The sequence below is a fragment of the Gallibacterium anatis DSM 16844 = F 149 genome (genome assembly GCF_000379785.1).
GTDB lineage: Bacteria > Pseudomonadota > Gammaproteobacteria > Enterobacterales > Pasteurellaceae > Gallibacterium > Gallibacterium anatis.
In genome coordinates this window covers 1-12,593 of record NZ_KB903733.1, presented here as the reverse complement: position 1 = coordinate 12,593, position 12,593 = coordinate 1, and the positions used below count along the sequence as shown (strand labels likewise).

The following is a 12,593-nucleotide window of genomic DNA, read 5'->3' as shown; positions in this document are numbered from 1 at the left end:
GCTTTTAACTCACCAGTAACTTTTAAACCATCAGTTGCAGAAGAAGTATTGCTTACTGTACCGTCATTTTTAACTGTTACACTGGTTGCCCCAACGCTTCCTGTACCAGAAACAGTCAATTNCGCNNCATCACCNGTAGCAGTACCATCGTTATCCCCAACAGCTACTACTCCACCATTGAGCTTACCACCCGATACAGCAATTTCACCGTCTTTGATGGTGGTATTTGTCGCAGTTGTCGTACCGCCGGTAATATTCACTGTACCGCTTTGTGTAGCATTGGTTGCTTTATCAACAGTTAATGTACCGGCTTGGGTTGTGCCTGATGAGGTTAGTGTACCGCTTTCTACTTTTAACTCATTGGTAACAGTCAATGCTGAAGTATTGGTTAAATTACCGACTGATTTAACCGTCACAGTATCCGCTGTCACTGTTCCCGCATTAGTTAATGTCGCTGTACCCGCTCCATCTTTTCCATCACCAACCGTTAAATTGTTTGTAATTGCTAAAGACTTACCTGCATTAACACTAATTTCTCCATCATTAATGTTTGCATTACCGATCTTATTATTTGCATCTAGGGTTAATGTACCACTACCCGTTTTATTTAGCGTACCATTCCCAGTGAATGCTGCATCAGTTTCTTGTTTAACCGCTCCTGAAGCCACATTAGCGTTCCACGTACCATCAACTGTTACCGTATCTGGAGCTGGGGTGGTTTTAAAGTTCTGGAAAAGCACATCGTCATTAATTAGATTGGTTGTTAACACTCCATCCTTAGCTACATTTACTGTGGCTAATTGATTATTCGCACTTTGTGTTGATTTAATGTTTCCAACTGTTGCAGTACCATTTACAGTAAATTGACCATGTGTTATCTCTACATCACCGTAGTCATTTTCACCAGTTTTACTAGTCGTTAGTGCGCCATTAACGGTTAATTTGGCTTGATTATCTTGTCCTTGAGTATACGTACTACCGTTACCAATAAACACATCACTCGTTTGACTGATCACCGCACCTTTGACAATATCTAGTTCACCATTAGAAACAGTGGTTTTTCCTGTGTAGTTATAATTTTTGCCTGTATCAAGTGATGTTTTGCCACTACCTGCCTGTTCTAAGTTACCTGCACCTGTAACTGTGTTATCTAATGTATAGCTATTTGAATGATTAATTTTTAAATTTGAGCCTGAATTTACAGTGACAGTGCCTTTACCAATATCACCCGTGGAACTACCACTACCGACTTGCAATGTGCCTGAGTTAATTGTGGTTGTCCCTGTATAAGTGTTATCTTTTGTAACGATAGTTGTACCATTACCTGCTTGTATTAGATTACCTTCACCTCCAATGGTGTTATCTAATGTATAGCTATTTGAATGATTAATTTTTAAATTTGAGCCTGAATTTACAGTGACAGTACCTTTGCCAATATCACCCGTAGAACTACCACTACCGACTTGCAATGTTCCGCCATGAATCTCAACATTACCTGTAAATTCTGTATTGTCATTTGTTATAGTTGTAGTACCTGTATTGTTGGTTAATTGACTAATTTTCCCACTACCTGAAATAGAATTATCCAAAGTGAAATCATTAGTACCATGATTTAATGCGAGTGTTGTACTATCAGATAAAGTAATTTTACCGCTGCCTGCTTTACCTGTTATAGTTCCATTACCTAACTGCAAAAGACCTGCTGTAACATTAGTCCCTCCACTATAGGTATTATCAGCAGCAAAAATTAAATTACCTTCCCCCTGTTTAGTTAACGCACCTTCACCACTGATAGCCGCTTTATCAAATTGGGTATAATTATTTGCTGTGCCATTAGTTATCAGCGTCAGTCCACCTGATTGAATTTCAATTTTATCTTGGGTACTAGTATCCATCTTATCAAATAATATTTTTGACGGATCTGTTATCGTAATAGTACCATTATTAACAATGACATCCGATACCGCACTTGATGTTTCATCGGCAGTAGATATTAAACCACCGGCTGTAACTTTACCGCCATTTTGGATAATTAACCGCCCATATCCTCTGTTACTATCGCCAACTACTAAGTCATTCTCCACCCAGAGTGATGAGTTAGCACTATCAATGGTAAGTACAGAAAATGTAGTTCCTCCATTAGAGCCTATATCAACAAAACCATTTGCAACAACTGTTCCACCATTAAGAATGTCTAAATAAGCATATCCTCCACTTCCAATATCAAGCCAACTCTTATTACCTGATAAACGCAATTGACCGGTACCTGTAACAGTTACCCTAGTTCCTGATGGAGAAGTTTTAGTGAACTGAACAATTTGTACATCCCTCGTTGCAGTGAATATACCGCCATCTTTAATAGTAAATGTTATTGGTTTATTAGTACCAATATAAGTTCCCGTACGATCAGGTGTTCCAACGTTAGCACCAGGATCTGTAACTGAGGTGGTAATATCTCTACTTACATCAAAAGTGTTTGCCCACACGCCATTAGTTAATAACATTAAACTTAACGATGTTAAAATAAAAGCACGAGATTCTTTTGAAGTTTGTTTTCTGCCCAACTTACTTTTACTTTTCCCCTTCGCTATAGCAAACTCTGACACACATTGCCACACACCTTTAGCAGCATTCCAAATCACTCGATAAATTTTATTCATTTTTATTCCTTAGTTTTGAATTAAAATTTTTACTATTCTATAGTAAATTTAAATTTAAACAATATATGTTACATATCTTACAACATTAAACAATAATTGATTCACAATATAAATCTGCATTTTTAATCTCAGTTCAAATTGCTCAAGATTAAAGTGCAGATTATTACCATCCTAAAATCATTTTCACATTATTTGCATCAAAATTCATTTTTGATTTAATTCACAAATTCAACTCTTTTGCTTTTTTTCTTTATTTATATTGTTTACTCCAAAATAGAGTAGTTATATTAAATTTTCTGTTTATACAAGCTAACATATTAATTATATTGAGTTTGTTTGAAAAGCGGTTTTTAAATATTTCTATCCTTACGTGTAAATTTACATTTATTGATTAAGATTTACCCCCCCCCCTGAAACTTATGTATACTTTCACGTAAATCAACTTAATCCTGAAGGAGTATTTGAAAAAATGAAAAAATTACTTTTAACAACTTTAATTACCGTTGGTTTAGGCTTATCAGCACAAGGTGCATTTGCAGCTGCGGATGCTGCTAATTCAACAAATGGTGGCACTATTACAATCACTGGTAAAGTAACAGATACCACTTGTTTAATTAACGGAAAAGAAAATGGTGATTTGACAGTACCATTACCACCAGTTTCTACAAAAGCGCTAGCTACTCCGGGCGCAACAACAGGTGATACAGCATTTACACTTGAATTAAGTGGTTGTCAATCTGCAACAGGAAAACTTGCAACAAAAGCAGCAGCATTCTTCGTGAATGAATCAGATAAAGTAACAGCTGATGGTAAGTTACTAAATAAACCTGCTAATATTGGTGATGCAGCTCAAAATGTGGTGGTGCAATTACTTCACGGTGATGATACTCCAATTGATATTACAAAACCTTATGCGGAACAAACTAAAGAGTCTCAAAAAGCTGGAATTGATTCAGGCAAAAAAACAGCTACACTGAAATATAAAGCTCGTTACTATGCAACTAATCCAGCAGGGGCTGGTGAAGTTCAATCTACCGTGAAGTATACCATCGCATACGAATAATCTTTCTCTACTTATCGGGCAGATTTCCTGCCCGATTTTTTACTTATCTATTTTATTGCATTTTTATTAATTGTTTTATTGAGAGTTTTATTAGAGGGGCTTATGTTGAGATATTTTTTCACTATCATCATCGCCTTGTGGGCAATGTCAGTTTCAGCAAATGTGGTTATCACCGGCACTCGTGTGATTTATCCTTCTAATCAAAAAACAGTGAGTGTGCAACTTACGAATGCTGGCACAAAACCTTCTTTAGTTCAAGCTTGGATTGACAATGGCGACCCTCAAGCCGCACCGGAAACAATTAAAACCCCATTTGTGATTACACCACCGATTTCTCGTATTGACGGAAATAAAGGGCAAACATTGCGTATTACTTATACTGGCGCATCATTGCCTAAAGACCGTGAATCTATTTTCTATTTAAATGTGTTAGATATTCCGCCAAAACCAAAAGACCAAAGTCAAAATTATTTACAAATCGCCTTGCGTAGCCGTATTAAACTCTTTTTCCGCCCTGTGGAATTAACCATTTCACCGAGCGATGCCTATTCACAAGTAAAATGGCGTGGGCAAGGTAAACAATTGCTTGTGGATAATCCAACCCCGTATTACATCACGTATCCTGAAATGAAAGTTGGTACAGCAGAAACTGTGAGTGCGAATATGATAGCACCATTCTCACAAGCAACTTTTCAATTAAATAAAGCCATTCCAGCAAGTGCAACAACCGTTACTTGGACTGTTATTAACGATTATGGTGCGACCCCGAGTGGAACTAGCACTATGCAACATTAATGATAAATATGATAAAACCTAAATTTTTCAGCAAACCAACAAAATTTAAACTGAGCTATTTATCATTAATTTTGTTAAATAGCTGGTTTAGTTATGCCTATGCTAATGAATATGTAGAGTTTGACGCTGATTTTTTATTTGGCAGTGAAAGCAAAAAAAATATTGATGTTCAACGCTTTAGTTATGAGAACGCAGTTCCGGCAGGTGAATATATTGCAGATGTTTATTTGAATGAGAAATTGCTTGGACGTATTAACATTCAATATAGCGATGTGCCTGAGCAAAAACGTTCTGTATTATGTGCAACAGAAAATTTGCTTGCCTTGTTAGATTTGAAAAGTGAAGCGTTTGCAGATAAGCCTAAAACAATTAATGGGAATTGTCACTCTTTCTCTGAACTGGTGCCTGAAGCTACAGTGAACTTTGATATGGGGCAATTGCGATTAGATGTGAATATTGCTCAAGCATTAATCACTCAACGTCCGCAAGGCTATATTTCACCAGCACAATGGCAAGATGGCACGCCCGTTGCTTTTGTGCGTTATGATGCAACACATTATCGTTATAAATATTCAGATATAGACGCTCAACAAACCTATTTGGGCATTGATGCAGGTGTTAATTTATTTGGTTGGGCATTTCGTCATCGTGGTTCTCAGACTTGGGCTAATCAACAAAAACAGAGCTATCAACGAATTGCAACTTATGCTAAACACGATGTCCCGTTATTACGTGGTCAATTTACTATCGGGGATTTTTACACCAGTGGTCAATTAATGGACAGTATCGCCATTCGAGGCGTGCAGCTAGAATCTGATGATAGAATGCTGGCAGCTTCTGAACGTTACTATGCACCAGTTATACGAGGCGTTGCCAATACTAATGCGATTGTTAGCGTTCGACAAAACGGTAATCTATTACGAGAAGTGTCTGTGCCTGCAGGAGCTTTCTCCATTGATGACCTATTCCCGACCGGTTATGGCGGTGATCTTGAAGTGGAAGTGTTAGAAGCAAATGGCGAGAAACGCAAATTTACCGTGCCATACACTGCTACAGCACAATTAATCCGCCCTGGCTATAGTCGCTATCAATTAAGTGCGGGACGTTACCGTTATGATAATGAAACTTTAGATAATGTTGCACAAGCCACTTGGCAATATGGTTTAACTAATAATGTAACACTTAACCTTGGTGCTATATTGGCTAAAAATTACCATTCAGAATTAATTGGTGTTGCTGTTAATACGCCTATTGGTGCATTTTCAGGGAATGCAACATTTTCAAATGCTAAGATTGTTGATTCACAGCAAAAATATAAAGGATATAACCTCTATTTTAGCTATAACACGCATATTGAACCAACCAATACTAATGTAACATTGGCAGCATATCGCTATTTATCCCGTAAGTATTACAGTTTGCAAGATACGATATTGGCGAACAACCGTGATTTTGTTGACAGACAAGAGATTGATATGTCGTCATACTATTATCGCCCAAAGAACCAATTTCAAGTAACAGTTAGCCAAGTGTTTAAAGACAATTGGGGAAGTGTTTATGTTAATGGTAGCACCTATACCTATTGGGATAGCAACGAAAAGCGCAATGAATACCAAATTGGTTATGGTAATAGCTATAAAAAACTTAATTACAGCCTTTCCTTTTCTCAAGGGAAAACAAGCAATGGCAAAAATGATAGAAGAGTTTATCTGTCATTATCCTTGCCGTTAGGTAATAGCACGAATAGTGCCTATGTTTCACAAACGCTTAATTATCATAAAGAAAATGGCTATTACGCCTCAACTTCGTTATATGGCTCATTGGGTGAACAAGGCAAATATAACTACAATATTGCAGTGAGCAAACAGAAAGATAACAGCAATATTTCCTTTAACAATAACTACTCAAGCCCACAAGCACGCCTTAGTGCTTCTTGGAGCCGTGATAATAAAGGCAGTCAGCAAATATCATTCGGTGCATCTGGTGCTGTTGTGGCTCATCCAAAAGGCATTACATTATCCAATGATTTAGGCGATAGTTTTGCGATTATTCACGCCAAAGGAGCAAAAGGGGCATTAATTAATGGTTCGGTAGGTAATAAAATTGATTACTTCGGTAACGGTATTGTGCCTTATATTGAACCTTATGCAATGAACTATGTAGGGCTGGATGGAAATTCACTACCAAGCACGGTTGAGCTATCAGCCACAGAACAATCGGTAATTCCGCGTGCCAATCAAGCGATATTAGTGAATTTTGAAACAGAGCAAGGTGCGGTTGTCTTCTTTGAATTAACTAATGATGAAAAAGAGTTGCCACCATTAGGTACAGAAGTGTTTGATCAAAATAATCAATCAGTCGGTGTGGTGGCACAAGGTGGCACAATCTATACTCGAGGCATTGCAGAAAGTGGTGAATTAAAACTTTCTTGGGGCGAAACACGTTGCCATATCAATTATCAACTGCCACAAGAGCGCGATAACACAATGCCTGTTATTGTGCCAGTACAATGCCAATTTTATTAAAAGGGGAAATGATGAAGAAACTTTTGACTTATTGTAGTTTATTAGGAATTGCCCTGAGTGGTTATCAGCCGGCTTTTGCTAGAGAATACTTAAATTTTGGCAACATAGCAGTTGGTATTCCTACAACAGATGCTCAAGATGGTAACATATCGGTAGAAAACCAAAAAATTACTTTATCAGTAATGCCAGTTGTAACTCAAGAAAAGAACAAAATCATTTATCAATGGAATTTATCGAATACCATGGGACCAAAGATCGATGAATCTAAGGGGCAATTTTGTAATAATGAGCAAAGAAACGGCGTATATTATTGGGAAATTAAATTTTATCCAGGGGTAAATATAATTGACCAGCCGTATCTTGCTCGCTACTTTAATATTAATTTGACAGCAAATGCAGAAAAGATTGATGGTAATATGCAGGACCAACGTTTACGGGTACAGAATGGGCAGTCAGTTAACTTTAGACTGGAATTAGAGCTAAAAAAAGAGGCTTTATATAATGGAAATGCTGACTATATAATTAGGAAAGAGCAACCATTGAGTGTAGTTAGTATCTTCTGTGAAAATGGTAGCTCATTAAGTGGTGATAAATGGACTGGGAAGCGAAGTTTGTATAATAAGTTTACTGGAGTTGAATTGCTCTCTGCTGATGACGCAACACTTCATCTGTCTCGTACCTGTATAATTGCTGGAAATCGTGATTTTGAGGTAAATCTCTCCCCTGTTACGAAAGCGGAGCTTGAAAATAGGGAAAGAATTAAAGGTGGTCAATTTGATTTGCTATTAAGCTGTTCGGAAGCTGAAATTAAAAACGCTTATATTATGTTTACCGATCAATTAGATCCGGGTAATAAGACTACATTTTTGACTACCCAGAACGGTAGTACTAAAAGAGAAGATGTAAAGTTTATCATTCAAGATAGTGAAGGAAAAGCAGTGCAATATGGTCCGGCTCCGACTTCGTCGATCGTTTTACAGGGGGAACAAGTGGATTATCCTAATATGCAACTGTTTGGAAAGCGTTTAAGTAATGAACCATTTTTGAAAAAAAGTTATACAGTTTATCAGATTCGTGCCGTAAAACTCCGTCCTTCAGGGCGGAGATATAAGGCAATTGCGCATAATATCTTAAAATGATATTCTAACCTTGCTAACAGAGGTCGCTATTAGACTCTCAATGACGGCATAATCAGGGCAGGACATGTCCGTAGAGCTTGTGAAGTGAACTTCATTAGAAGTCAGCAACAAGAACCCACCGAGAGTAGCCCATTGCTTGCAATGGGCACTAGTAGGAATCCCCGTCCTTTAGGGCGGGGAGGATGTCAATATCAGAAAACTACGCCAACTACAGTAGAACATGGAGAAGTTAAAGGAAAGGTAATTTATAATTTTTACTATAACTAATAAAAAACTAGGTTCCCAAAGTATAAAAATAATAAAAGGCTACGTTTTGTAGCCTTTATCTTTATATTGTAATATTTTTCAAATACAGCTTTTAGTCAGTTATAAAAAAGCGTGTCAATGCCAAAAATGATTTTTTCTTATCCCTTCAATGGCGGAACAGGTTTCCCCATTCTTTCATAAAAAGTTTTGACAAATGCTTCAAAACGCTGTTCTTCAATCGCTTGACGAATTTGTGCCATTAAACGTTGATAATAGCGTAAATTATGAATAGTGTTTAATCTTGCGCCTAAAATTTCACCACATTTGTCCAAATGATGTAGATAAGATTTTGTGTAATGCCGGCAAGTGTAGCAATCACATTCTGGATCAAGTGTGGAAGTGTCATCACGATATTTAGCATTCCTAATTTTAACAACACCGTCAGTAACAAATAAATGCCCATTGCGTGCATTGCGAGTTGGCATTACACAGTCAAACATATCAATACCGCGTCTTACCCCTTCAACAAGATCCTCCGGCTTGCCGACTCCCATAAGATAGCGTGGTTTATCTTGAGGAATTTTTGGACAAATATATTCTAAAATACGGTGCATATCCTCTTTCGGTTCTCCCACAGCCAACCCGCCGACTGCATAGCCGTCAAAACCAATCTCTAACAAACCATCTAATGAAATTTGTCGTAAATTTTCGTGTACGCCACCTTGAATAATGCCAAATAACGCATTTTTATTGCCTAATTTGTCAAAATGAACACGACAACGTTTTGCCCAGCGTAAAGATAATTCCATTGAGTTTTTTGCATACTCAAAAGTTGATGGGTAAGGCGTGCATTCATCAAAAATCATTACAATATCAGAACCAAGATCGTATTGGATTTCCATTGATTTTTCTGGAGATAAGAAAATGCGTTCTCCATTAATTGGGTTTTGGAATTTTACACCCTCTTCTGTAATTTTGCGTAATTTACCTAAACTGAATACTTGGAAACCGCCACTGTCAGTAAGAATTGGACGGTGCCATTGCATAAAATCGTGTAAATCGCCGTGTTTACGCATAATTTCTTGCCCAGGACGCAACCATAAATGGAAGGTGTTTCCTAATAAAATTTCTGCACCAGTTTCTCGCACTTCTTCCGGTGTCATTCCTTTTACTGTGCCGTAAGTTCCTACAGGCATAAATGCAGGCGTTTGTACGGTAAAGACCCCTTGAGGGCGTTCAAATGTTAGTTCACCACGTCTAGCACCGCCATCAGTATTTTTTAATTGATATTTCATATTTTCTCCATCAACGAATAAACAGTTCGAAGGTATTAAGTGATTAATAAAAGATTAACAATCACCCGTAAAATTGCCTAAAGGCTAATTCTTTTTGATTAAAAACATTGCATCGCCATAACTAAAGAAACGGTAGCGATTTTCCACGGCATTACGGTAAGCTCGCATAATGTTGTCATAACCGGCAAATGCAGACACTAGCATAATTAAAGTTGATTCCGGCAAATGGAAATTGGTAATTAAACAATCAACAACACGGAATTTCTTCCCCGGATAAATAAAAATTGCCGTATCCGCAAAAAACGGCTCAATTAATTGTGTACTCTGTTTCTCTTCCGCCGCTAAGGCTGCGCTTTCCAATGAACGCACTGATGTTGTCCCGACGGCAATCACGCGTTTACCGGCAGCTTTTGTTGCCAACACCGCATCCACCACCTCTTGCGGCACTTCCGCATATTCTGAATGCATATGGTGATCTTCAATATTTTCCACTCGCACCGGCTGGAATGTGCCGGCACCCACGTGCAACGTAACGAAAGCCATTTTGACGCCTTTCGCCCGCAATGCTGCCAACAGTTCCTCGTCAAAATGCAAACCAGCGGTCGGTGCGGCTACCGCTCCCGGCACTTTACTATAAACGGTCTGATATCGCTCTTGATCGGCATCCTCATCCGGACGATCAATATAAGGCGGTAATGGAATATGCCCGATTTGCTGTAAGGTATCCAACAATGAGCCATCAATATCAAATTGTAAATGGAACAGAGAATCTGAACGTCCGACCATTCTTGCCCGAACGCCATTTCCTTCTCCCAATTTATCCTCACCCAAAATTAACTCGCTGCCCTCTTTCGGAGCTTTTGATGCCCGAACGTGAGCCAGACAGCTTTTCTCATCAAGCACTCTTTCAACCAGCACTTCTACTTTTCCGCCGCTACTTTTACGTCCATACATCCGCGCCGGAATAACTCTGGTATTATTAAAAACCAAAAGATCGCCTTCATTCACAAAATCCAACACATCTTTAAAATGATGATGTGAAAATTCACCACTATTGCCATCAAGCTTCAGCAAACGGCTCGCTGTACGTTCTTTTTGCGGATAACGTGCGATCAACTCATCCGGAAGATCAAAATAAAAATCGGAAACACGCATAATCTATCTCTTTATTGCTGTTATAAATTTCAAAACGGGCGTAAGTGTATTGCGATCTGCACCAAAATGCAAAAAAGATAATGTATTTTCCTTTATTGTCGCTAATGGGGTGAATTGTTATACTCTTTGCCGAAAAATATCATCTCATCAAAAGGATAACTACTATGACCGAACGGAGCTATAAACTTTATCGTTACCAAATTCCTATGGATTCTCAAGTGGTATTGCGCAATCGTTTTTTAAAACAGCGCGAAGGTTTATTGGTACAAATCAAATGCAAAGATAAAGAGGGTTGGGGCGAAATTGCACCGCTGCCGGAATTCAGCCAAGAAACGTTAGAACAAGCACAACAACAAGCGATTGAGTGGTTGAAGGCGTGGGATCAAGCACGCGCTAAAAATGAGAAGCTCTCGCTTGAAAACTGTTATCCCTCCGTTGCTTTCGGCTTAAGCTGTGCTTTGGCGGAAATGCAAAATAAATTGGCTACCGAAGGTAATTTCAAAGCAGCGCCGCTCTGTTATGGCGATCCGGATGAATTGTATGCCGAATTGGATCAACTTCCCGGTGAAAAAATCGCAAAAATTAAAGTAGGGCTATACGAAGCCAATCGTGACGGTTTAATTACCGATATGTTTCTAGAAGCGATTCCCGATCTGAAACTCCGCTTGGATGCAAATCGTTCTTGGACACCGGCAAAAGCAGAAATGTTTGCCAAATATGTTAAACCGGAACATCGCAGCCGCATTCAATTTTTAGAAGAACCTTGTAAAACGCCGGCAGAAAGTTTGCAGTTTGCGCAAGATACCGGCATTGCCATTGCGTGGGATGAAACAGTGAGAGATACGGATTTTGAAGTAAAAGCGCAGCCCGGGGTGACGGCAATTGTCATTAAACCGACTTTAGTCGGCTCTTTAGAAAAATGTATTCAGCTCATTGAACAAGCACATCAACAAGGCTTAATTGCTGTCATCAGCTCAAGCATTGAATCCAGTTTTGGCTTAACTCAGCTTGCCCGTATCGCACAACAATATACACCAGACACCACACCGGGATTGGACACCTTAGATTTAATGAAAGTGCAGGTTGTTCGGGCTTGGCAAGGTTCTGCATTACCGCTTGCCGAATTAAACAGTGACTATATTACTGAAGTTAAATTTGATTGATTAACCACAAAAAAAGGCATAGTAGACAAAATTGTTGCTGATCTATCAAAAACTATGCCATGTGGACAATTTTGTTGCTAATATTTATTTCAGTATATTTTTCAAAAGAGAATAAATAATTCATATACCATTTTAAACTGGCATAAGCACCTCTTATGTTTCGATGCTTATATGGGAAATAGCCTGTTTCATTCACTTTTTCACTTCGTTCTTTTAAAAAAACTCGTGCTTTAAATACCATGTATGTAAGCGAAGATAAAATTCATTTTTTGTGCTTTCTGTTATTGTGTAGTGGTACTGTAGTGGTACACTAATTTTGCAGTCCTCAATAGGTGGTAAACTATCACAAAAAGAGGATATTAAGATGAGAAGAACATTTAGCCCGGATTACAAAGTTGCCGCGGTAAAATTAGTCACCGAGCAAGGTTATTCTGTTGCCCAAGCCTGTTCGGAATTAGGGATAGGCGAAACGGCATTACGTCGTTGGATAAAACAAGTCCAAGCAGAAAAACAAGGCTATGTATTGCCCGGAACGAAGCCCTTATCACCGGA

The 12,593-nt window shown here is 38.4% G+C and carries 9 protein-coding genes; 6 read left to right on the top strand and 3 right to left on the bottom strand.

Annotated elements, in window-relative coordinates; genetic code table 11:
- Positions 1 to 2,660: autotransporter-associated beta strand repeat-containing protein (locus A3EO_RS0110365; RefSeq protein WP_018347092.1), on the bottom strand; the 2,660-nt coding region annotated here is incomplete at its 3' end.
- 469 nt (positions 2,661 to 3,129) lie between these two features.
- On the opposite strand from A3EO_RS0110365, the gene A3EO_RS0110360 reads away from it, so the two are divergent.
- From A3EO_RS0110360 to A3EO_RS0110345, 4 genes are all read left to right on the top strand, one after another.
- Complete coding sequence (locus A3EO_RS0110360) at positions 3,130 to 3,723, top strand: fimbrial protein (protein ID WP_018347091.1); 594 nt, start codon at positions 3,130 to 3,132, stop codon at positions 3,721 to 3,723.
- A gap of 102 nt (positions 3,724 to 3,825) precedes the next feature.
- Positions 3,826 to 4,518 (top strand): fimbrial biogenesis chaperone, encoded by a 693-nt coding sequence (locus tag A3EO_RS0110355; RefSeq protein WP_018347090.1) that lies wholly within the window; start codon positions 3,826 to 3,828, stop codon positions 4,516 to 4,518.
- Positions 4,519 to 4,526: 8 nt separating this feature from the next.
- On the top strand, positions 4,527 to 7,043 hold the full coding sequence (locus A3EO_RS12925; RefSeq protein WP_049805000.1) for a fimbria/pilus outer membrane usher protein: 2,517 nt from the start codon (positions 4,527 to 4,529) through the stop codon (positions 7,041 to 7,043).
- Positions 7,028 to 8,182 (top strand): fimbrial protein, encoded by a 1,155-nt coding sequence (locus A3EO_RS0110345; RefSeq protein ID WP_154647145.1) that lies wholly within the window; start codon positions 7,028 to 7,030, stop codon positions 8,180 to 8,182. Before A3EO_RS12925 ends, A3EO_RS0110345 begins: the two co-directional genes overlap by 16 nt.
- Before the next feature lie 404 nt (positions 8,183 to 8,586).
- Here the strand turns inward: A3EO_RS0110345 and tgt are convergent, their stop codons facing one another.
- Positions 8,587 to 9,723 (bottom strand): tRNA guanosine(34) transglycosylase Tgt, encoded by a 1,137-nt coding sequence (tgt, locus tag A3EO_RS0110340; protein WP_018347087.1) that lies wholly within the window; start codon positions 9,721 to 9,723, stop codon positions 8,587 to 8,589.
- Positions 9,724 to 9,807: 84 nt separating this feature from the next.
- Positions 9,808 to 10,878 carry a tRNA preQ1(34) S-adenosylmethionine ribosyltransferase-isomerase QueA gene (queA, locus tag A3EO_RS0110335; protein ID WP_018347086.1) on the bottom strand — a complete coding sequence of 357 codons (1,071 nt, stop codon included), beginning with the start codon at positions 10,876 to 10,878 and terminating at the stop codon, positions 9,808 to 9,810.
- 164 nt (positions 10,879 to 11,042) lie between these two features.
- On the opposite strand from queA, the gene menC reads away from it, so the two are divergent.
- Together menC and A3EO_RS0110325 are read left to right on the top strand one after the other, a co-directional pair.
- Positions 11,043 to 12,041: an o-succinylbenzoate synthase gene (gene menC / locus A3EO_RS0110330; RefSeq protein WP_013745632.1), complete on the top strand. Its 999-nt coding sequence runs from the start codon at positions 11,043 to 11,045 to the stop codon at positions 12,039 to 12,041.
- Between the two features lie 364 nt (positions 12,042 to 12,405).
- Positions 12,406 to 12,593 (top strand): transposase (locus tag A3EO_RS0110325; protein WP_018347084.1); only part of this gene is annotated, 188 nt, incomplete at its 3' end.

Coding starts and splice junctions, on each gene's coding strand:
- menC (WP_013745632.1), top strand. CDS start 11,043: ATGACCGAACGGAGCTATAAACTTTATCGTTACCAAATTCCTATGGAT.
- A3EO_RS0110355 (WP_018347090.1), top strand. CDS start 3,826: ATGTTGAGATATTTTTTCACTATCATCATCGCCTTGTGGGCAATGTCA.
- tgt (WP_018347087.1), bottom strand. CDS start 9,723: ATGAAATATCAATTAAAAAATACTGATGGCGGTGCTAGACGTGGTGAA.
- A3EO_RS0110360 (WP_018347091.1), top strand. CDS start 3,130: ATGAAAAAATTACTTTTAACAACTTTAATTACCGTTGGTTTAGGCTTA.
- A3EO_RS12925 (WP_049805000.1), top strand. CDS start 4,527: ATGATAAAACCTAAATTTTTCAGCAAACCAACAAAATTTAAACTGAGC.
- queA (WP_018347086.1), bottom strand. CDS start 10,878: ATGCGTGTTTCCGATTTTTATTTTGATCTTCCGGATGAGTTGATCGCA.
- A3EO_RS0110345 (WP_154647145.1), top strand. CDS start 7,028: ATGCCAATTTTATTAAAAGGGGAAATGATGAAGAAACTTTTGACTTAT.